At 56.4% G+C, this 20,234-nt stretch carries 19 protein-coding genes and 1 pseudogene; 13 read left to right on the top strand and 7 right to left on the bottom strand.

Going from position 1 to position 20,234, the window contains the following annotated elements; genetic code table 11:
* Positions 1-96 precede the first annotated feature (96 nt).
* From lepB to argE, 5 genes and pseudogenes are all read left to right on the top strand, one after another.
* The gene (gene lepB / locus RZS32_RS10650; protein WP_317056957.1) at positions 97-927 is read left to right on the top strand and encodes a signal peptidase I; all 831 of its coding nucleotides are present in this window, start codon (positions 97-99) and stop codon (positions 925-927) included.
* Positions 924-1,607, top strand: coding sequence for a ribonuclease III (rnc, locus tag RZS32_RS10655; RefSeq protein WP_317056958.1), 684 nt, complete (start codon positions 924-926; stop codon positions 1,605-1,607). The genes lepB and rnc overlap by 4 nt, the downstream gene beginning before the upstream one ends.
* 200 nt (positions 1,608-1,807) lie before the next feature.
* Positions 1,808-3,703, top strand: coding sequence for a propionyl-CoA synthetase (locus RZS32_RS10660; protein WP_317056959.1), 1,896 nt, complete (start codon positions 1,808-1,810; stop codon positions 3,701-3,703).
* A 26-nt stretch (positions 3,704-3,729) separates the two neighbouring features.
* Complete coding sequence (locus RZS32_RS10665) at positions 3,730-4,911, top strand: acetyl-CoA C-acyltransferase family protein (RefSeq protein WP_317056960.1); 1,182 nt, start codon at positions 3,730-3,732, stop codon at positions 4,909-4,911.
* Positions 4,912-4,929: 18 nt separating this feature from the next.
* Positions 4,930-6,087: pseudogene (gene argE, locus RZS32_RS10670) on the top strand (acetylornithine deacetylase); the annotation flags it as partial.
* A 20-nt stretch (positions 6,088-6,107) separates the two neighbouring features.
* Here the strand turns inward: argE and RZS32_RS10675 are convergent.
* Positions 6,108-7,232: an aromatic ring-hydroxylating oxygenase subunit alpha gene (locus tag RZS32_RS10675; RefSeq protein WP_317056961.1), complete on the bottom strand. Its 1,125-nt coding sequence runs from the start codon at positions 7,230-7,232 to the stop codon at positions 6,108-6,110.
* Between the two features lie 231 nt (positions 7,233-7,463).
* On the opposite strand from RZS32_RS10675, the gene RZS32_RS10680 reads away from it, so the two are divergent.
* Positions 7,464-9,260, top strand: coding sequence for an ABC transporter transmembrane domain-containing protein (locus tag RZS32_RS10680; protein ID WP_317056962.1), 1,797 nt, complete (start codon positions 7,464-7,466; stop codon positions 9,258-9,260).
* A 6-nt stretch (positions 9,261-9,266) separates the two neighbouring features.
* Here the strand turns inward: RZS32_RS10680 and RZS32_RS10685 are convergent, their stop codons facing one another.
* Both RZS32_RS10685 and RZS32_RS10690 read right to left on the bottom strand, forming a co-directional pair.
* Positions 9,267-10,322 (bottom strand): DMT family transporter, encoded by a 1,056-nt coding sequence (locus RZS32_RS10685; protein WP_317056963.1) that lies wholly within the window; start codon positions 10,320-10,322, stop codon positions 9,267-9,269.
* A gap of 79 nt (positions 10,323-10,401) precedes the next feature.
* Positions 10,402-11,451 carry a DMT family transporter gene (locus RZS32_RS10690; RefSeq protein WP_317056964.1) on the bottom strand — a complete coding sequence of 350 codons (1,050 nt, stop codon included), beginning with the start codon at positions 11,449-11,451 and terminating at the stop codon, positions 10,402-10,404.
* A 270-nt stretch (positions 11,452-11,721) separates the two neighbouring features.
* Here RZS32_RS10690 and RZS32_RS10695 point away from each other — a divergent pair, with 270 nt between their 5' ends.
* The 5 genes from RZS32_RS10695 (at position 11,722) to recO (ending at position 15,710) form a co-directional block, all read left to right on the top strand.
* Positions 11,722-12,594 carry a hypothetical protein gene (locus RZS32_RS10695; RefSeq protein WP_317056965.1) on the top strand — a complete coding sequence of 291 codons (873 nt, stop codon included), beginning with the start codon at positions 11,722-11,724 and terminating at the stop codon, positions 12,592-12,594.
* A gap of 58 nt (positions 12,595-12,652) precedes the next feature.
* Positions 12,653-13,663 (top strand): NAD(P)H-binding protein, encoded by a 1,011-nt coding sequence (locus tag RZS32_RS10700; RefSeq protein WP_317056966.1) that lies wholly within the window; start codon positions 12,653-12,655, stop codon positions 13,661-13,663.
* Between the two features lie 66 nt (positions 13,664-13,729).
* Positions 13,730-14,638, top strand: coding sequence for a GTPase Era (era, locus tag RZS32_RS10705; protein WP_317056967.1), 909 nt, complete (start codon positions 13,730-13,732; stop codon positions 14,636-14,638).
* On the top strand, positions 14,635-14,967 hold the full coding sequence (locus RZS32_RS10710; protein WP_317056968.1) for a DUF1491 family protein: 333 nt from the start codon (positions 14,635-14,637) through the stop codon (positions 14,965-14,967). The genes era and RZS32_RS10710 overlap by 4 nt, the downstream gene beginning before the upstream one ends.
* Positions 14,968-14,972: 5 nt before the next feature.
* Complete coding sequence (gene recO / locus RZS32_RS10715; RefSeq protein WP_317056969.1) at positions 14,973-15,710, top strand: DNA repair protein RecO; 738 nt, start codon at positions 14,973-14,975, stop codon at positions 15,708-15,710.
* An 18-nt stretch (positions 15,711-15,728) separates the two neighbouring features.
* Here recO and RZS32_RS10720 read toward each other — a convergent pair whose 3' ends face one another.
* From RZS32_RS10720 to RZS32_RS10735, 4 genes are all read right to left on the bottom strand, one after another.
* Positions 15,729-16,121, bottom strand: coding sequence for an META domain-containing protein (locus RZS32_RS10720; RefSeq protein ID WP_317056970.1), 393 nt, complete (start codon positions 16,119-16,121; stop codon positions 15,729-15,731).
* A 2-nt stretch (positions 16,122-16,123) separates the two neighbouring features.
* On the bottom strand, positions 16,124-16,660 hold the full coding sequence (locus RZS32_RS10725) for a TetR family transcriptional regulator (RefSeq protein WP_317056971.1): 537 nt from the start codon (positions 16,658-16,660) through the stop codon (positions 16,124-16,126).
* Between the two features lie 541 nt (positions 16,661-17,201).
* The gene (locus RZS32_RS10730; RefSeq protein WP_317056972.1) at positions 17,202-17,345 is read right to left on the bottom strand and encodes a hypothetical protein; all 144 of its coding nucleotides are present in this window, start codon (positions 17,343-17,345) and stop codon (positions 17,202-17,204) included.
* A gap of 167 nt (positions 17,346-17,512) precedes the next feature.
* Entirely contained in the window at positions 17,513-18,199 is a 687-nt protein-coding gene (locus RZS32_RS10735; RefSeq protein ID WP_317056973.1) for a DUF1045 domain-containing protein, read from the bottom strand.
* Positions 18,200-18,370: 171 nt separating this feature from the next.
* Between RZS32_RS10735 and RZS32_RS10740 the strand changes: the two genes are divergently transcribed.
* Together RZS32_RS10740 and RZS32_RS10745 are read left to right on the top strand one after the other, a co-directional pair.
* Positions 18,371-19,066, top strand: a complete 696-nt coding sequence (locus RZS32_RS10740; protein ID WP_317056974.1) for a fumarylacetoacetate hydrolase family protein — start codon at positions 18,371-18,373, stop codon at positions 19,064-19,066.
* 104 nt (positions 19,067-19,170) lie between these two features.
* The gene (locus RZS32_RS10745) at positions 19,171-20,193 is read left to right on the top strand and encodes a TRAP transporter substrate-binding protein (protein ID WP_317056975.1); all 1,023 of its coding nucleotides are present in this window, start codon (positions 19,171-19,173) and stop codon (positions 20,191-20,193) included.
* Positions 20,194-20,234 lie beyond the last annotated feature (41 nt).

The raw sequence follows: 20,234 nt of genomic DNA on the forward strand, positions 1-20,234 counted from the left end.
GAAAACGCAGGATTGTGAAGCGACAAACCCGTGCTCTGCGCCTTGACACCCCCGCGTCCGCCCCGCATGTAGCCCAAAGAGGCATTGGAGACAGGCATGGCCAGTGAAGCCAAGAAATCGAGCGCGATCTGGGAAACCGTCAAGACCGTTTTTTGGGCGCTGGTGGTTGCGGGGATATTCCGCACGATCTTCTTTCAGCCGTTCTGGATTCCGTCAGGATCGATGAAAGACACGCTGCTGATCGGCGACTTCCTTTTCGTAAACAAGATGGCCTATGGGTACTCTTACGCCTCTTGCCCAAATATCCGCCTGGGTGCGATCAACGTTGATGCGCAAAAACTATGCGCGTTTCTGGACGGGGACAACACCAGGCTCTGGGGTGACGAGCCAGAACGCGGTGATATCATTGTGTTCCGCCATTCGGTGCATGGCACGGATTTCATCAAGCGTGTGGTCGGGCTTCCGGGTGACAAGATCCAGATGAAAGACGGGCGGCTGATCATTAATGATGAGGTTCTACCGATTGAGGATGCCGGCGTTTTCCAGGAGGTGATGGAGCGTCAGGGGCCACTTCGCCGGACGCCGCAATGTGCCAATGGAGCTGTCGGGTTTGGGGCGATATGCGATAAACCGCGGTTCGTTGAAACCCTGCCAAACGGGCACAAGCACAACATTTTGAACATCGCCAACCAGCGGTACGACAATACGGGTGTCTTTGTTGTGCCCGAGGGTCACTATTTCTTCATGGGTGACAATCGTGACAACTCCACAGACTCGCGCGCACCGCTGACAGCGCAGGGTGTGGGGTACGTGCCATTTGAAAACCTGATCGGGCGTGCAGACCGGGTGATTTTCTCGTCGGCAGGACGCTCGATGCTGTTTTTCTGGACCTGGCGTGGAGATCGTTTTTTCGAGAAGCTGGAATGAAACTCTCTGCCGAGCTGAAAGCGTTTCAGGCGCGGCTTGGTCATGAATTTCAACGCCCCGAGCTTTTGGTGCGTGCGGTAACGCATGGGTCCATGACGACAGCCAATCGCGAAGATAATCAACGACTGGAATTCCTGGGTGATCGGGTTCTGGGACTTGTGATGGCCGAGGCGCTTCTTGATGATGATCGTGAGGCGTCAGAGGGACAACTTGCCCCGCGCTATAACGCTTTGGTGCGCAAAGAGGCCTGTGCCGATGTGGCCAAGGAGATTGACCTTGGCGCGGTGTTAAAACTGGGGCGGTCCGAGATGCTCTCAGGCGGGCGGCGCAAACAAGCTTTGCTCGGTGATGCGATGGAAGCCGTGATCGCCGCCGTGTACCGCGATGCCGGGTTTGAAGCAGCCAAGGCGCTGGTGCTGCGGCTTTGGGGCGCGCGGATCAAGACCGTTGAGGCGGATGCGCGTGATGCCAAAACCGCGCTTCAGGAATGGGCTCAGGCGCGGGGATTCGCGCCACCTGACTACGTTGAACAGGCGCGCAGCGGTCCCGACCATGCGCCGCAGTTCACCATCGAAGCGCGGCTGGATAATGGCAAAGCTGAGCGCGCAACCGCGGGGTCTAAACGTCAGGCAGAGCAAGCTGCGGCCAAGGCATTGTTGGCGCGGCTGGAGAAATCCTAATTGCTTTCGGTGGGGCCGCGTTTGGTGTGACACCAACGCATATGGTGGTGTACCGTTCTTTTCGGTATAGCTTCGCGCAAATTGCGGGGGGGCAATGGGATACGATCCTGTTTGTTGATAGGGCGACTTCCATATGGCGCATATTGGCGCGATGACCGCCTCGCATTCTGATACGGCTATGACGAGAAGAGGAGTGGCTCATGGCAAGCTATGCAGATGTGTATGGGAACTGGCAAACGGACCCTTTGGCATTTTGGGCAAAAGAAGCGCAGGCGGTGGACTGGATCAAGCCGCCGGAGCAGATCCTCGACGATAGTGAAGCGCCATTTTACCGCTGGTTTCCCGATGCGGAATGCAACACTTGTTACAACGCGGTCGACCGTCACGTAGAGGCCGGGCGCGGAGATCAACCGGCGATTATTCATGACAGCCCAGTTACGAACTCCAAAACGATTATCACCTATTCCGAACTGCAGGATCGCGTATCCAAAGTGGCGTCGGTGCTTAGCCAGCGTGGCGTGAGCAAAGGCGACCGCGTCATCATCTACATGCCGATGATCCCAGAAGCGCTTGTGGCGATGCTGGCATGTGCGCGGGTTGGAGCGGTGCATTCGGTGGTGTTTGGCGGCTTTGCCGCGCATGAACTGGCGGTGCGGATCACCGATGCCACCCCCAAGGCCATTCTAAGTGCGTCTTGCGGCATCGAAGGGTCGCGGATCATCGAATACAAACCGCTTCTGGATGAGGCAATTGAACAGGCTGAAACCAAGCCGGAGTTCACCCTGATCCTTCAGCGCCCGCAATGCCAGGCCAGCATGGTTGAGGGACGTGATATGGATTGGGCGACCGAGGAGGCCGCAGCCGAACCTATTGGCTGCACCCCGGTGGCGGCGACCGATCCGCTCTACATCCTCTACACCTCTGGCACCACCGGACAGCCTAAGGGCGTTGTGCGCGACAATGGCGGTCACATGGTGGCGCTGATCTGGACCATGCAGAACATTTACAACGTCAAACCGGGAGAAGTGTTCTGGGCGGCCTCAGACGTGGGCTGGGTCGTGGGGCATAGTTACATCTGCTATGCGCCTCTGCTGACCGGCTGCACGACTGTTGTGTTTGAAGGCAAGCCGGTGGGCACGCCAGATGCCGGGACGTTCTGGCGCGTGATTGAAGAGCATAAAGTTCGCGTGCTTTTCACTGCGCCAACCGCGCTACGGGCTATCAAGCGGGAAGATGCGGATGGGGATTTCATTAAGAAATATGACTTGAGCTCAATGCATACGCTCTTTCTGGCGGGTGAACGGGCCGATCCGCCGACGATTGAATGGGCGCAAAAGCACCTTGGCAAGCCGGTGATTGATCACTGGTGGCAGACTGAAACCGGCTGGGCGATTGCGGCCAACCCGATGGGGATTGAGCATTTGCCGGTGAAACTTGGCTCACCGACTGTCGGGATGCCTGGCTATCAGATTGATGTGCTGGACGAAGGCGGGCATCCGGTTGAGGCCGATACGCTGGGGGCGATTGCTGTGAAATTGCCGCTGCCGCCGGGCACGTTGCCGACGTTGTGGAACGCTGCGGAGCGGTTTCAGAAAAGCTATCTGAACACGTTCCCCGGTTACTATGAGACCGGCGATGCGGGGATGAAGGATGCAGATGGCTATGTCTATATCATGGCGCGCACCGATGATGTGATCAACGTGGCAGGGCATCGCCTTTCGACCGGCGCGATGGAAGAAGTGCTGGCCGCGCATCCGGATGTGGCGGAATGTGCTGTGATCGGAATCTCGGATAAGCTCAAGGGCCAGGCGCCTTTGGGTCTTGTGTGCCTGAGTTCCAACTCACAGCGCGATGAAGCGGATATCGAGAAGGAATGTGTCGCCCTGGTCCGGCAAGAGATCGGACCGGTTGCTGCGTTCAAGAAATGTATTGTGGTCAATGCGTTGCCCAAAACGCGGTCAGGTAAAATTCTGCGTGGTACGATGGTATGTATCGCTGACCAGACACCGTGGAAGATGCCCGCAACGATCGATGATCCGGCGTCGCTTGATCATATTGCAGAGCGGATTGCGGGCCTCGGCGAGGCCGTGGGCTAAGCCGCAAAGAGCGAAAGGATGAGAAGATGAAGGACGTAGTTATACTGGATGGCGCGAGAACAGCCATTGGCACTTTCGGGGGCTCTTTGGCGGGCGTGCCACCGACCGAATTGGCCACAGCCGTCTCGAAAGAGGCAATGTCTCGCAGCGGCATCGAGGCCGGGCAGATCGGACATGCCGTGTTTGGCCATGTGATCAATACCGAAGCCAAGGATATGTACATGGCCCGCGTCGCGGCGGTTAATGCAGGTGTTTCCGAAGACGCGCCTTCGCTCACGGTCAACCGATTGTGCGGCTCTGGCGCGCAGGCGATTGTGTCGGCGGCGCAGCATATCATGTTGGGCGATACCGATTATGCGCTGGCCGGTGGGTCGGAGAGCATGTCGCGCGCGCCACATTCGACACAGAGCATCCGTACAGGTGCCAAGATGGGCGATATCAGCATGACGGACATGATGATCGGTGGTCTCACGGACCCCTTCGGTGTTGGGCATATGGGCGTGACTGCGGAAAACGTAGCGGCTGAGAACCAGATCACCCGTGAACAACAGGACGCCTTTGCGGTGGAAAGCCAGAGGCGTGCGACTGAGGCGATTGCCGATGGACGGTTTGCATCACAGATCCTGCCCATCGAGGTAAAGGTGCGTCGGGATATGGTGTCGTTCGACACAGATGAGCACCCTAAGGCGAGCACAACGATGGAAAGCCTTGCTGGATTGCGTCCGGCCTTCAAAAAGGACGGGACCGTTACGGCGGGAAATGCCTCGGGTATCAATGATGGTGCGGCGGCGATGGTGCTGGCCTCGGCCGAGGCGGCGGAGAAAGCGGGTCTGAAACCACGTGCGCGGCTCCTGGGCTATGCGCATGCCGGTGTGCGGCACGAGGTGATGGGCATCGGGCCAATCCCGGCTGTGAGCAAGCTTTTGGAAAAGCTCGACATGAGCGCGGATCAGTTTGATGTCATCGAGTCGAATGAAGCTTTCGCGGCGCAGGCCTGTGCGGTGAATGCCGGGTTGGGGCTGAATACCGACAAGGTGAACCCCAACGGTGGCGCGATTGCTCTGGGCCATCCGGTCGGAGCGACGGGCGCGATCATCTCGATCAAGGCGCTTTACGAGCTTGAGCGGACTGGCGGACAGTACGGACTTGTCACCATGTGTATTGGCGGCGGGCAGGGCATTGCCCTGGCCTTTGAACGCTTGAACTAAAGCCAAAGGAGCGCGCGGCAGATGAATACCCTTAACCTGCTGCGCGATCTTATTGCCTTTCCAACGATCAGTGTCGATCCCAACCGGGCGTTGATTGACTATTGCGCCGACCGATTAGAGGCGGTCGGGGCGGATGTCACGATCATCGAGGATGAAACCGGTCTGAAGGCCAATCTCTATGCCACTATCGGTCTAAGGGACCGGCCTGGAGTCATGCTGTCCGGGCATACCGATGTGGTGCCGGTTGAAGGGCAGAACTGGACCGTGCCGGCTTTTGAGATGACCGAGGCAGATGGGCGCGTTTACGGGCGCGGGACCACCGATATGAAGGGATTTGTCGCATCGTCCCTGCGAGCCGCGTTGAACGCCTCAAAGATGGAGCTGCAAACCCCACTTCACCTGGCCTTTTCCTATGATGAAGAGCTTGGCTGTCTCGGCGTGCATTCGATGATCGACATGCTGCGCAAAGCGCCGTTCCGACCGATGTTCTGCATCGTGGGCGAGCCGACCGAAATGGGTGTGGCCACAGGGCATAAGGGCAAGACGGCGTTTCGGGTAACCTGCCGTGGCAAAGAGGCGCATTCCGCGCTTGCGCCAACAGGGCTCAACGCGATCTATCTGGCGATGGATATGATTGCTGCGCTGCGTCGCCTTCAGGAGGAGATCAAGGAGACTTCCGTTCGTGATGACGCCTATGACGTGCCCTACACAACAGTGCATGTGGCCAAAATTGAAGCGGGTGGTGCGCTCAATATCGTGCCAAACCATGCGGAATTCCGGTTTGAAATCCGCAACTTGCCAGAGGATGATCCGCAAGAGCTTTTGGCGCGCATTCGGGCTGAGGCGGACGCAATCATCGCCCCGGTCAAGGACGATTTTCCAGAGGCCTCCGTCGAGATTGAAATCACCAACAGCTACCCACCGCTGGCCACGGGACCGGACGCGGAAGTGGTGCGGTTTGTGAAATCGCTCACGGGTGGCAACTCTACTCTCAAAGTCGCGTTCGGTACAGAAGGCGGGCTTTTTCATCGCGAGTTGGGCATTCCCACGGTGATTTGCGGGCCGGGATCCATGGCGCAGGGGCACAAGCCGGATGAGTATGTCGCACTGGACCAGCTAGAGAAATGCGATGCGATGCTGGCGGCACTCTTGGAGAGGCTGCGCGAAGGACTGTGAAGGTCGCCGTTTGATTTTGCTCAATGCGCGTTCTGAATGCGGCTGTTGATGTATTGGGCAAAGTCGTAGTTGGGCCTCTCTAGATGCGACAAATGCCCAGGCTTTGCTGCTTTGGAGCACAGCCCGCGATAGACTTTTTCAGTGCATCCCTTGTCCTCGGCATTCACATCATCCAGCAGGCTTTTGAGATGCGCAAAGTGTTTCTGCGCGTCAGGGTCGTTGACATAATCGGGTGACATACCACCGCCAAACCCGATCTGAACCTGACCTACGCCATGCGGGTGTAGGGAAAGATACCAAAAATACCCTGGTGTGAGCGTAATCAGCAGGCTGGGGTAAATGGCCAGCAGGAAGGTTGTGCGCCGTAGATCGCCCTTCAGCCGGGTGTTGTCAGGATGCGCGAGCGCGATCTTGAGCGTGTCGTCCTTGAGGATCGTGTGATAGTTGAACGCCGCCTCGCCGGGGGGACAAACCATCTCTTCAAGTTTGGAAAGCCCGCCGATTGTGCCTGCGTGACAGACCGGAAGATGGTAGCTCTCCATGAAATTCTCAGCGAGCACCTTCCAGTTGGTGTCCCACAGATGGGTCTCGAAAAAGGTTTCGGTATAGGTCTCCATGCCAAAGTCGCCGATCAGGTTTTCGACGCTGCTCAGTTGTGACACGATGTCCGGCGCATCGGGATTAAGCGTAACAAACACCCAACCAAGCCATTCTTCGCATCGTACTTTGGGAAGCTGGTAGCTCTCCTTGCAAAACCCGTCATTGAGCGTCATGGCCGGAGCGCCGCGCAGGCTTCCGTCCAGATTGTAGGTCCAGGCGTGATAAGGGCAGACGATGCTGCGGGTGTTGCCCCGTCCTTCGAGCAGCGTGGACATACGGTGCAGACAGACATTGGACATCGCCTTAAGCTCGCCCTCGGCATCCCTCAGGACGATGATCGGCTGTTTGGCTAGCTCAAGTGTCACGTAATCACCGGGATTGCACAGAGCCGATGCGCGGCCGACGCAAAACCAGTCTTTTGAGAAAATCTGAGAAAGCTCCTGTTCCAGAAAGTCCTCAGACGTATAGACCGATGGCGGCATCGCGCGGGCCTGCTCAAATGGCACGGCAACGTTGTCTTTGAGTTCTCTGGCGGCGCCTTTCATGATCTACCCTGAAATTGGCAGCATTGCTTTGCGCTCAGCATACTATCGCGGAACACAGCCGTCACCGGTCTTTTGCGATGCGAACTTCTTTGGTCGCGTTGGCTGAGCTATTTTGCGCAAAACCAACGGGACCAAGTGCTTATAGAGAATTCTCAAGACATTATGTGGGCTTGACCAAATCTTGTCACACCGCCATGAAACGCAGAACGGAAAATTTGCGAACAAGGTGACATGGTACGCAGGGCCGAGAATGGCGCGGATATGCTGGATCGGGAGAAGTCAAAGCAAATAGGCGCTTTGGCGGCGATCTGGCCGTTTATCAAACCGTATCGATTATTGCTCACAGCCGCGCTTCTTGCGCTTGTTGCGACGGCCAGCGTATCGCTTGTGCTGCCTTTGGCCGTGCGCCGCGTTGTGGATAATTTTTCGGTCGAAGATGGTACAATTCTCGACCAGTATTTCTTGGCAGCCGTGGGTATTGCCGGGCTATTGGCGATAGGGACGGGCCTGCGCTATTTGTTGGTCAGTCGCCTGGGAGAACGTGTTGTAGCGGACCTTCGCAAAGCGGTATTTGGTCGTGTGATCGGCATGAGCCCCAGCTTTTTCGAGCGCAATCTGACGGGTGAAATTCTCAGCCGAGTGACCACGGACACCACGCTCATTCAATCCGTTATTGGCTCGTCAATTTCGATTGCGCTGCGCAACCTGCTGATTTTCTTGGGTGGGTTGGTTTTCATGTTGGTCACATCGGCCAAGCTCACGGGAATGGTGCTTTTGCTGGTGCCATTGGTGATCGTCCCGATCCTTGTGCTAAGCCGAAAACTGCGCCGCCTGAGCAAGGAAAACCAGGATTGGATTGCGGCGAGCTCTGGCAACGCGTCCGAGGCTTTGTTGAACGTTCAAACGGTGCAGGCGTTCACCCATGAAGAGGCCAGCCGAGGCGCGTTCAATAGCGTAACCGAGAAGAGTTTTCATGTCGCCAAGCATCGCGTGAACGTCCGGGCACTTATGACGGTGATTGTCATTTTCCTGGTGTTTACCGGGATTGTCAGCGTTCTTTGGATCGGTGCGCGAGACGTTCGTGCTGATTTGATGAGCGCAGGCACGCTCATTCAGTTTGTGATCTACTCGGTCATGGTGGCCGGTGCTGTTGCGGCTTTGTCTGAAATATGGGGCGAATTGCAGCGGGCGGCTGGGGCTTCCGAGCGTCTGGTCGAACTTTTGCAGGCCGAGGATGAATTGGAGGATCCCGTTTCGCCGGTCGCGCTGCCCAAACCTGTAAAAGGGCGCATAGCCTTTGAGGACGTAAGCTTCACATACCCCGCAAGACCGGATGCGCCTGCTTTGGATCGGTTCAATCTTGTGATCGAGCCGGGTGAAACCATAGCGCTTGTTGGACCGTCCGGCGCAGGAAAAACCACCGTGATCCAACTCATCCAGCGGTTTTATGATCCGCAAGCCGGGCAAGTGACTCTGGATGGTGTGGCTTTGCCTGATATGGCGCGCCCGGAATTTCGGGCTGCTTTGGCCCTTGTGCCACAGGAACCGGTGATCTTTGCCACCTCGGCGCGGGACAATATTCGATTTGGTCGCACGGATGCCAGCGATGCCGAGGTTGAAGCCGCGGCGAAGACGGCTTGGGCCCATGACTTTGTCGCAGCCTTGCCCGAGGGGTACGACAGCTACCTCGGAGAGCGCGGTGTGATGCTTTCAGGCGGGCAAAAGCAACGTGTCGCGATTGCACGAGCTATTTTGCGGGACGCGCCCGTACTGCTTTTGGATGAGGCCACATCAGCACTTGATGCTGAAAGCGAACGGGCGGTGCAAACGGCAGTGGACGCTCTTGCCAAGGAACGGACGACTGTGATCGTCGCCCACCGCCTGGCGACTGTAAAAAAAGCCGACCGGATCATTGTAATGGATGCCGGTCGGATCGTAGCACAAGGCACGCATGATAGTCTGGTTTCCGAAGGTGGACTTTATGCACGACTGGCGCGGCTGCAATTCACCGACGGCGAAGCGGCGTAAGGCGCTTTACGCGCCTTTGAAGTTCAAGTGACCTTCGGCCTCCATCGACTTGTCCATTTGCCGTTTCTGGCGCTCTGCTTCGGCGCGCTTCTCTTTGGTCTTTGCGCGCAGGCGTCCGTATTGCCCAATCGCGATGGCCGAGAGGATGATCAGACCGCCGGGGATAAGACCCGGGCCCGGGTCTTCGCCCAGGATCAGCATGGCAAGCACCAGCGCCGCAATAGGAGAGAAAGACGTGGCCAGAGACACATCGCCTGAGCGCGCGTGTTTCATGCCGAGGTTCCAGGCCAACTGCCCGCAGAGCACCACGATCACCGCATAGACCCAAACCCATTTCAGGACGATCGGTTCCAGAAGATCCTGGAAATGGTTGGGGCCGTAGAGGTAAAGACCGAGGAAATAGAAGATGATCGTACCCAGGACCGAACGGTAGATCGAGAAGATGCCAAGTGGGATGCCTTGCAAACCAACCCGTGTGATCAAGGTGGATGCGATAAAGGACAAGGTCGCGAAAACCGTGGCGATCTCTCCTTTGCCGAGGGTGAAGCCCTCTTCGCCAGTGTTGAGCACGAAGATGACCACAGCGCCGCAAAGCGCGATCAATCCACCGGTCAGTGCCCACCAGTCCAGCTTTTCTTTCAACAAGATTGCCGAAGCGATCAGGAAAAGCGGCGGTTCGATCCGACCGACGAGAACGACATTCGTGACGGTTGTCGCGTCAAGCGCAATGAAGAAAAGATAAGGCGTCAGGGCAGAAGACAGCCCGGCAGAGATCGTCAGTATGATCCAGTCCTTGCGCCGCAGGGCGCGGACCTTTTCCCGCGTCCAGTCTTTGCGAAACATGAAGGTCATCGGCACCAGCGATATCAGCGACCCCAGAAAAAGCAGGTTACAAAAGGAAATCGCATTGCGTCCTGCAATCTTGTTTTGCCAGCCGATCTCGGCCAAGGCGGACACGATGGAATTGGATGACGCGTAGATGATCACCGCGGCCCAGACGAGCAGGGCGCCCATGATAACTTTGGATTGTTCTGGTTGCGTGTTTGTACTTGCGAGGCTCACTGTATTTGTCCCGGTTTTTATTGGTTTCGGGAGCTATACGTGCAAACCTCGCTAGTTATTCTTTGGTTGAGAAGATTTTTTAGGCGCCTTTGAAATTAACGCGACCTTCCGCTTCCATCGCTTTGTCCATATCGTGCTTGCGGCGTTCTTCCTCGGCACGCTTCTCGGCGGCTTTGGCGCGCAGGCGACCGAACTGACCGATGGCAATAGCCGAAAGGATGACAAGCCCGCCGGGGACAAGACCGGGGCCCGGGTCTTCGCCCAAAAGCACCATCGCAATGATAAGGGCCGCAACAGGCGAAAACGATGTAGCCAGTGACACATCACCAGAGCGGGCGTGTTTCAGGCCGATGTTCCAGGAAAACTGACCCACGATGATCACGATGATCGCGTAGACCCACACCCATTTCAGAACGATGGGCTGGAACAGGTCTTGGAAGTGGTTGGGGCCGTAGAGATAGAGCGCTAGAAAATAGTAGATAATCGTCCCGAGCACCGTGCGATAGATTGAGAAGATGCCCAACGGCACGCCGCGCAGGCCCAGCCGCGTGACGATGGTTGAGGCAATAAACGACAACGTGGCAAAGATTGTTGCGATCTCGCCTTTGCCAAACTCAATCGCAGCACCGTTCATAACAAAAATGATCACAGCACCGAACAGCGCCACAATTCCGGCAGCCAAGGCCCATGGGTCGAGCCTTTCACCGAGGATCAATACAGTCGCCAGCAGGAAAAGCGGTGGTTCGATCCGCCCGATCAGCACCACATTGGTCACGGTGGTATAGTCCAGAGCGATAAAGAAAAGTGCTGGTGTCAGCGCCGAGGACAGGATTGCGGAGAGCGTTAGCACGCCCCAATCTTTGCGCGACAGCTTGCGTAGGTTCTCCATCGTCCAATCTCGCCAGAACATAAAGACCATGGGCACCAGCGAGATGAGAGATCCCAGGAAGAGCAGGTTGCATAACGATACCGCATTGCGGCCCATGACCGGGTTTTCCCGTCCGATATTGGCCAGCAAAGAGACGATTGAGTTGGACGAGGCGTAAATGATGACCGCTGCCCAAACGAGCAAGGCGCCCATGACAACCTTAGATGTGTCGGCTTGCGGATTTGTCGTGGCTTGTGCCATGGATCGTCCCCTCGCGGCGTGATTTAGAGGATACTGAGCCACAAAGGCCTGTTGTGGCAAGCGCACGGCACGCACAATGAGTCACGAAGCGAGTATATCTCGAAACAATGTTTCAGGGTGAGGGATCTGGGTCACGCCTGCGTTTTCGAATGTAACACTCGGCTGTAGTTGCCGCATGTGGTCTTACGTAGGGCTGGCATAGATTCTTGTGCTCGCGCTCTCTGTGTGCGTAGGAAGCTGTGCGTTGGATAACGAGAAGCGACTGCAGATATGATTGAAAACAAAGGGGCCCCGGGCCAGAAGATTGTCACCATCTATGATGACATCTACGATTTGCCGGATTGCCGGTCGTATTACCGGGCGATGCATAATGCGGGGTTTCGCACGGCGCATTATGCGTCGACCGCGTTTCGTGCGGTGTTGGCAGAGCTTAAGCACCTGCGGGGGTTGGACCAGGCCAATGTCATGGATTTTGCGAGCGGTTACGGCATCGCACCTGCGCTGATGCGGCATGATGTGACGCTGGATGATGTGCTGTCGCGTTACATTGAACCCTGGTATGATGAGGCAACCATCGAGGACGTGATTGCCAAAGATCGCGAGTGGTTTCAAAACCGCCGTCGCGTGGGGCAAAATGATCGCTTTGCCGGGATCGACATCGCCGGACGCGCGCTCGAGTATGGAAGGGCCGTTGGCATTTTTGATGCGGCATTCGCCGAAAACTTGCAGGATGATGCGCCGAGCGCGGAATTGCAGGCTTGGTTGGCCGAGACTGACTTGATCGTGGAATGCGGCAGCGTGGCGCATATGCTGCCCGGTGCATTGGACAAAATGCTTCAAGCCACGGCAAGCAAACGACCATGGATAGCGACTGCGCCTATTCGGGGCAACGACACATCTCAGGCGCTCGAAATGATGCGTGAGCATCAGTATGACGTGGTGGCGCTTGACATGCCTCCCTTCCGCCATCGCCGTTTCTCCAGCCAGGATGAACAGAAGCGCGCGATCGCCAATGCCGAAGCGCGTGGACATGACACCAAAGGTTTTGAGGACGCAGGGTACTTTCACGCCCAGGTGTTCATCGCGCGACCTAAGGAGGAAGTCACACATGTGGTCGACTGGGCGCACTCGCCTGTGGCTTAGGGTTGGTGCCCGGCATTGCGCATGTGTAAGCTTGGGCTAACCAAGGAGTTTGCCCGCAATGTCAAACGATCCTGCCTATGACCACAGCGTCGACCTTGTGGTGCCATCTGATACGCGCCGCGTCCTGCTGTTGGGTGCGACTGGCACGATTGGGCGTGCTGTCCTCAAGACGTTGCTCGAGGCGGGGTTTGATGTGACATGTGCGCTTCGCAGTCCATCCAGTTCCAAAGCGGAGTCGGATCACCCAGGTCTGACACTGCAGGTAGGTGATCTGACTTCCGATGGGTTTCTGCATGATATCTCAGACGGAGTGGATGCGGTTGTTTCCTGCCTCGCATCGCGAACCGGTGCGCCTTCGGATGCCTGGGCCGTGGATCATGGGATCAACAGCAGGCTTCTGACGGCGTGCAGGGCGCTGGGCAATCCGCACTTTGTGCTTTTGTCTGCCATTTGCGTGCAAAAACCCAAACTGGCGTTTCAACACGCCAAGCTGGCCTTTGAAGAAGAACTGGTCGCGTCCGGCCTGACCTATTCGATCGTGCGGCCCACCGCGTTTTTCAAATCGCTTTCCGGACAATTGGGCAGGTTACGCGCAGGCAAGCCCTTTTTGGTGTTCGGAGATGGGGCACACACCGCTTGTAAACCGATCAGCGACGCGGATCTGGCGCGTTTTGTGGTACGTTGCCTCACACACCCGGCTTGTCAAAATCGCATTCTGCCCGTCGGTGGACCAGGACCGGCACTTACACCAATTGAGCAGGGAAACCTACTTTTTCAGGCACTGAACGAAAAGCCGCAGTTCCGTCGCGTGCCGGTCGCCCTGATGAGCGCGATTATTTGGCTTTTGACAGCCGTTGGAATGTTCAGCCCGGCGGCACGGACGAAGGCTGAACTGGCCCGGATCGGACGCTACTATGCAACCGAATCAATGCTGCTCTGGGATGCGGACCGCCAAGGATACGACGCCGATGCCACCCCAGAGTTTGGCCAAGATACGCTGGCTGATCACTATCACGGCCTGACACGTGGCGAAGTGGAAGTAGACCTCGGCGAACATGCGGTGTTCTAAGACGGTTCTGGCGCTTTGGCCGAGGATGCGCTAGGGCAGAGCGCACGCAAAACTGAAAGCACACATATGTCCACGCGCGCTGGTTTCATTGCCCTGATCGGAGAGCCCAATGCGGGCAAATCCACGCTGCTCAACCGTATGGTTGGCGCAAAAGTCAGCATTGTGACCCACAAAGTGCAGACTACTCGAGCACGCATTCGGGGTGTGGCAATCGAAGGCGATGCGCAGCTTGTCTTCGTTGATACCCCAGGTCTTTTTGCGCCCAAACGCAGACTGGATCGTGCCATGGTCGCCGCGGCCTGGGGCGGTGCTGCAGATGCTGATTTGGTTGTGCTTTTGATCGAGGCGCATCGGGGCGTAACCGAAGGTGTTGAGCGCATTCTTGAGGGACTGGGTAACATCCCCAAGGGGCGTCGCGTGGCACTCGCGATCAACAAGATTGACAAGGTGAAATCTGAAGTGCTCTTGGGACTGGCCCAAGACCTTAACGAGCGGTTCCGTTTTGCCGACACGTTCATGATATCCGCCGAAAAGGGACATGGGGTTGCCGACCTGCGCCTGTGGCTCGCCGCGGAGTTACCCGAGGGCCCTTGGCTTTATCCCGAGGATCAGATTGCTGATCTCCCCATGCGCATGATCGCGGCTGAGGTCACGCGTGAAAAGCTCACCCTGCGCCTGCATCAGGAATTGCCCTATCAACTCACCGTCGAGACCGAAGCCTGGGAAGAACGCAAGGATGGCTCTGCCAAGATTGATCAAATCATCTATGTCACACGGGATGGTCACAAAGGCATCGTGTTGGGTAAGAAAGGCGAGACGATCAAGGCGGTCAGTCAGGCGGCGCGCGTCGAACTGGAAGAGTTTCTGGGCCGCCGCGTGCATCTGTTCACCCAAGTCAAAGTGCGCCCTGGCTGGCTTGACGAGGCCGAGCGCTATTCCGAAATGGGGCTTGATTTCAAGGACGGCAACGCGTGAGCCGGCTGACAGCAGAGTTCTGGGTGCATGCCTACTTGCGGCGCTTGAAACTGTTGGACATTCCCGGGTTTGTGGTCAAACACGGGGATGATACTGCGGGTGCTGTCGTCGTGAAGCTGAATACTCTGGATGGCAACGCCAAGGCATTTCAGCGCGGTTTTGATTTGATGAGTGGGGCGCGGCAATGGGATATGCTGACCGAAGGAGCAGAGACAGACGTGGACGAGGCGATCGACCGTCAAAAAAGCTTTGATCCTGACCTTTGGGTTTTGGAGATTGAGGATCGTCAGGGCCGACATCTACTGGATGAGCCGGGTCTGGCGGACTAGGCGCTATGGAGTGGCGCGATCAGGGCATCCTGCTGAGCAGCCGTCGCCATGGCGAAAGCAGCGCGATCATCGAGGTTTTTACGCCTGAGCATGGGCGCCACGCAGGTGTGGTACGGGGCGGCGCATCACGCAAAATGTCTCCTGTCCTGCAACCGGGCGCGCAACTGGATGTCAGCTGGCGCGCGCGACTGGAGGATCACCTTGGCACATATCAAGCGGAACTGGTGCGGTCGCGCGCTGCCCTCGCGATGGGTGACCGGCTCTCGCTTGCAGGGCTCAATGCGGTTGCATCGCTTTTGCTCTTTGCTCTGCCGGAGCGAGAGGTACACATATCACTCTATCAAAAAACTGAACAGCTTCTGGATCTTTTAGGCCAAGCCGATGTGTGGCCCCTGGCCTATTTGAAATGGGAAATGGCGCTGCTGGAGGATATGGGATTTGGCCTTGATCTCAGCACGTGCGCTGTCCTGGGAGGCACGGATCACAAACTGGCCTATGTCTCGCCGCGGACCGGGCGCGCGGTGTCACGTGAGGGGGCGGGAGAATGGGCTGAAAAGCTGCTTCCCTTACCGCCATGTCTTCTCGGGCAAAGCCCTTTGGATGATGCCGAGATTTTGCAGGCCCTGGAGGTGACGGGATATTTCCTGTCGCATTCCCTGGCACCGGAAATTGGGAATAAGCCTCTGCCGGAAGGGCGCGGACGTTTCATTTCACGCTACGCTGCACAAATCCGCGCGGAGTAAAATGTTTCGCGAAAAGCGTTAGCGCACCGCTTCGAAAACCATTTCACCGCCTGCATCATTGTTGAGAATGAGCGCGTTTGCTGACACTTCCGCCAAAGTCATCTTGTCCAAGCTTTGCAGCATCCACGTTTCGGCCTCCAGATCAGGGCACGCGCGACGCGTGCTGGCGAGGTTTTCGGTTTTGAACCATGGGTAGGGTTCTAATTGTGAGCCGAAAAACTGGTTGCATGGGCCTTCGCCGGTGATTTTGCCTTCTTCTGGGAATTTTATCGTGGCATTGGCGGGAAAGACTTGGCCATCTATTTCAACAAGCTTCCAAGTTGCATCCGACGCTCCATAGCCTGATAGCGTTTCATCGCCACTGCACTGAAACAGAGCAACAAGTAAAGGGAAGGTGAACGCAAACCGCATATCTATCGCAGGGCAAGCACCAGATCGACCAGCGATCCAATGGCCGCGGCGTTGTCGCTTGGGGCCTGCTTCCCGATCCCGTTCATCCCGATCGCTGCCGCGTAGATGATACGTGCCATTTCTGGGTTGGCGATGCCAATTTCAGTCAGCGCATTCTGTAAAAACCCAAGACGTGAAGCATCGATGCGTTCCACGGACCTGCGTGCGCCTTTGTGGGCTTGCGCCCAGCTTCGAACTGCTATTTCCAGCTTATCGAGTGTGGCAAAGGCCTGCGCCAGAGATCTTAACTGCGCAACTGGAGCGTCATCTGCATCCCTGACGTCTTCGCTGTGCGTCAACGCGTTGACTTCCCACTCCTGCAACAACGACTTTTGAAAGGCTGGAACGTCGCGAAAATGCCAGTAAAAAGAGCCTTTCGAGACCTTCAGCCGGACAGCAAGTGGCTCAGCTTTCAGCGCGTCTGGCCCTGCACTTGCCAAGGCTTTCGCGCCGGCTTTTAGCCAGTCGCCGGGTCCCAGACGTGAGGAAATGCGAGCCATGCGTTCGACATACTTTTGCGTATGTGCCAATTCAAGACGATCGACGTGATGGGGTCAATTGGTCACGCCCGCGCACCTGGATTTTGGAGCCAAATCGAGGGCAGACGAAAAAGAGCGGCCATAAGAGGCCGCTCTGTTTGGTACTCAAATAACTTGAAAAAAGCTGGGGACTTTTAACAAACTCACATTCAGAAAAGAACGCGACATCGCCATGAACATGTTGTGAAAAACCTGTGACAGTTCAAAGGTTATTCCTCGGCACGCCCATTCCTGTTTAAAGCGCTACGCGATAAACCTTACTCACAGATGACCGCGAAATGCAGCGCGAGACTCAATCGTTGCGCGCGTTTCGCCTTTTGCTGATGTCGCAGGTTAAAGGCAAAGCACTTTAGGCTCGCATCAAGAAAAATCTGGATTGATTTGAACTGGCTCGATGCACTCAAAGGCACCGAATGTCCTGCGGCTAACGCACACGTTTGGGTCTCATGCTGACAGCAGCTTTGCGATTTGCGCTACATCATCAGAAGCGCAAGGTCGCACATTATTCTGCAGGCGTGTCTTTGGCTTCGCGCTTTTTGGAGGCGCCAAACAAGGTGCCGGGAAAGATATCCTTGAGCATTTTGCCCATCAGCGCTGCGCCGAACAAAACCATCAACCCGATGGCAACCATCACAAACGTATCCATGAATGTATCCCTCTATTCGTAGAATTCCGACAGGCTGCGTAGTTAAGGAAAAGGGCGAGAAAATGACCAAATTGGCGCGTTTGTGGTCATAGCTGGAGGGTACAAGCCTTCAGATAGCGGTGGAGTGCACGCCCGAAAGTCAGATAAACATCTGAAATCATTATACCTTAGCCTTGCAAAGCCAGCCGTTGGATCAGATGAAACCGTCCTTGGGTGTCCTCGCCAACAAGGCTGAGCGCATCGACATCAAAGGGGCGGGGTACATGCGGCATGACATGCGACTCAAGGATGTCTTGCACAGATTTAGCCTGCGTTTTGGGCATTTTTTCGGTCAGCGTCATATGAAACCGAAAGGCATCCATCACATACGGATACCCCCATCGCGGCAAGAGCGCGTCCTGTTCGGCGTTCAGGTTATTTGCCCGACGTTTCGCGATCTCGGCGTCTGTCAGCGGGGCGCGAAAGGGATCAAGGTCGCGTACAGCATGCGATGCGAGTGCACCAAGAGCAGATGTGTCTCCTTCTGGCACAAGCGCCAGAAATCGCCCTAAGCGCGCAAGCGCAAGGCCCTTCAACTTCACCGGTTTCAAGCCTGCACACAGCGCCTCAAACCCGGCGCAGAGATCTGCCTCGGATTGCCCTTGGGCCAGTCGGAAGGGCGGTTTGATCGTTGCATGAAAGCCGTATCTGCCTGGGGTTCGAGTGATGTTTTGCCTGATATTGGCCAGTTCCGGGATACTTGGCGGCCGTGGTATCTGTCTTGTCAAAATGTCCCAGCCAAGCCAACCGGCGCCAAACGTTGCCAAGGGGCCTGGGGCGGGGGTGAAATAAATGGCATAGCGGATAAAATTCATGCGGGCCGAGCCTATCTGGGCACTTTGCTTTGTCCTGCAACGACGCAATAGCAAAGTTTGTTCTACCGGCACATGCCATGGCTTCTGTGTCGCGCGCAAGATTGCGCATCTTGTCAGTTGCAGCCTTGTGTCAGACCTGCGCATATCTTCTGAACAAAGGGAGACCCGTCGATGCCCACAAAAACGTTGTTCGAGCCGCCTCAAAACCCAATGTTGCCTGTAACTGGACAGGATGCTCAGTTCCCCATCCGCCGTATCTTTTGTGTGGGGCGCAACTATGCCGCTCATGCCGCTGAAATGGGCAACGAGGTGGACCGTGAAGCGCCGTGGTACTTCAATAAATCTGCGCATGCCTATTGTGCCAGTGGCACGCAAATCCCAATGCCACCAGAGACAGAGAATTGCCACTTTGAGATGGAATTCGTCGTGGCCCTTGATGGTGAGGCGGCCAATGTAAATGTCGAGCATGCTATGGACGCGGTTTTCGGATATTGCTGCGGTATAGATCTGACGCGGCGCGACCTGCAGGCACAAGCCAAGGAAAAGCGTCGCCCCTGGGATATCGGGAAGGATTTTGAAAATGCCGCCATTCTTGGCCGCGTATCACCCAGATCGGAGTTCGGAGAGATCGGTGACCAAACAATTTGGCTCGATCACAATGGTGTGCGTGTTCAGGAGGCCCCGCTGAGTGACATGGTTTGGTCCGTGCCGGAAATCATTGCGCATCTGTCGCGGTTTTACCGTCTTATGCCCGGAGATCTTATTATGACCGGAACACCAGCCGGTGTTGGACCGGTTGGTCCGGGAAGCCACCTTAAAGGCCAGGTAGAGGGCTTGAGCGAAGTTGAAGTTTCGTTTTCGGGATGACACGCGGCTTGATGGTTGCAAACAGCAGAACAATAATGCCATCGTTTTGGTCTAATTCGGCGGATTGAACAAAGGGGCGATCCGATTTTTGGGAGGATGAATTCATGAAATGTCTCAAGCTGACGGCGAGCGTTGCCATCGCCGCGATGTTGGCGACAGGTGCACTGGCGGCGGATGTTACGCTCAAAATGCATCAGTTTTTGCCACCTCAGGCGAACGTGCCCAAACTGATCCTTGAACCTTGGGCGGAGCGCGTCGAAGAAGCGTCCGACGGCAAGATCCAGATTGATCATTTTCCTTCAATGCAACTTGGCGGCAAGCCGCCGGAACTGATCAGTCAGGTTCAGGACGGCGTGGCCGATATCATCTGGGTGGTTGCCGGATATACACCGGGCCGCTTCCCGCAGGCCGAAGTTTTTGAACTGCCGTTCATGATGACCAATGCCGAGGACACGTCGCGCGCCTATTGGGAATTTGCCGAAGCCAACATGATGGACAAGGACTTTAAGGATCTTAAAATCCTGGGCGTTTGGGTGCATGGTCCGGGTGTGATCCATTCAGCGGAGCCCGTGGATGAGATTAGCGATCTCAACGGCATGACGGTGCGCGGCCCAACCCGGATCATCACCGGAATGCTTGGGGAATTGGGTGCAACACCCAAAGGCATGCCGGTACCTGCAATGCCAGAGGCCCTTTCAAAAGGCGTGATCGACGCTGGTGTTATCCCGTGGGAGGTCACAGCAGCTCTGAAAGTGCCGGAGTTGGTGGAAAACCATACGACATTTGGGGACGAGTCGCTTTACACGGCCGCCTTCATCTTTGCGATGAACAAGGAAAAGTACGAAAGCCTTCCGGACGACTTGAAAGCGGCTATCGACAGCCAGTCAGGCGCGGATTTCTCGGCCCTTGCAGGCAAGATCATGCAAGAGTCTGACGCGCCTGCGCGGGCTCTGGCCGAAGAGCGTGGCAACAACATCATCGATCTCACACCTGAACAGGTGGCCGAGTGGAAAGAGGCCGCAAGTGATGTTGAAGCCAAATGGATTGCCGAGATGAACGACAAAGGTTTTGACGGGCAGGCACTTGTTGATCAGGCGCGCGGGCTGATCGCGGAAAAAAGCGAGTAAGCAATGTGAACCGCGCTGCTGATGGTGCGGCGCGGTGCTTT

Source organism: Roseovarius sp. W115 (assembly GCF_032842945.2).
In the GTDB taxonomy this organism is placed as follows: domain Bacteria; phylum Pseudomonadota; class Alphaproteobacteria; order Rhodobacterales; family Rhodobacteraceae; genus Roseovarius; species Roseovarius rhodophyticola.

Bases quoted from the DNA above. Each gene is read 5' to 3' on its own strand.
- era (WP_317056967.1), top strand. From the start codon at position 13,730: ATGTCCACGCGCGCTGGTTTCATTGCCCTGATCGGAGAGCCCAATGCG.
- RZS32_RS10660 (WP_317056959.1), top strand. From the start codon at position 1,808: ATGGCAAGCTATGCAGATGTGTATGGGAACTGGCAAACGGACCCTTTG.
- RZS32_RS10680 (WP_317056962.1), top strand. From the start codon at position 7,464: ATGGTACGCAGGGCCGAGAATGGCGCGGATATGCTGGATCGGGAGAAG.
- RZS32_RS10690 (WP_317056964.1), bottom strand. From the start codon at position 11,451: ATGGCACAAGCCACGACAAATCCGCAAGCCGACACATCTAAGGTTGTC.
- RZS32_RS10695 (WP_317056965.1), top strand. From the start codon at position 11,722: ATGATTGAAAACAAAGGGGCCCCGGGCCAGAAGATTGTCACCATCTAT.
- rnc (WP_317056958.1), top strand. From the start codon at position 924: ATGAAACTCTCTGCCGAGCTGAAAGCGTTTCAGGCGCGGCTTGGTCAT.
- RZS32_RS10700 (WP_317056966.1), top strand. From the start codon at position 12,653: ATGTCAAACGATCCTGCCTATGACCACAGCGTCGACCTTGTGGTGCCA.
- lepB (WP_317056957.1), top strand. From the start codon at position 97: ATGGCCAGTGAAGCCAAGAAATCGAGCGCGATCTGGGAAACCGTCAAG.
- RZS32_RS10720 (WP_317056970.1), bottom strand. From the start codon at position 16,121: ATGCGGTTTGCGTTCACCTTCCCTTTACTTGTTGCTCTGTTTCAGTGC.
- RZS32_RS10735 (WP_317056973.1), bottom strand. From the start codon at position 18,199: ATGAATTTTATCCGCTATGCCATTTATTTCACCCCCGCCCCAGGCCCC.
- recO (WP_317056969.1), top strand. From the start codon at position 14,973: ATGGAGTGGCGCGATCAGGGCATCCTGCTGAGCAGCCGTCGCCATGGC.
- RZS32_RS10745 (WP_317056975.1), top strand. From the start codon at position 19,171: ATGAAATGTCTCAAGCTGACGGCGAGCGTTGCCATCGCCGCGATGTTG.
- RZS32_RS10675 (WP_317056961.1), bottom strand. From the start codon at position 7,232: ATGAAAGGCGCCGCCAGAGAACTCAAAGACAACGTTGCCGTGCCATTT.
- RZS32_RS10665 (WP_317056960.1), top strand. From the start codon at position 3,730: ATGAAGGACGTAGTTATACTGGATGGCGCGAGAACAGCCATTGGCACT.
- RZS32_RS10725 (WP_317056971.1), bottom strand. From the start codon at position 16,660: ATGGCTCGCATTTCCTCACGTCTGGGACCCGGCGACTGGCTAAAAGCC.
- RZS32_RS10740 (WP_317056974.1), top strand. From the start codon at position 18,371: ATGCCCACAAAAACGTTGTTCGAGCCGCCTCAAAACCCAATGTTGCCT.
- RZS32_RS10730 (WP_317056972.1), bottom strand. From the start codon at position 17,345: ATGGATACGTTTGTGATGGTTGCCATCGGGTTGATGGTTTTGTTCGGC.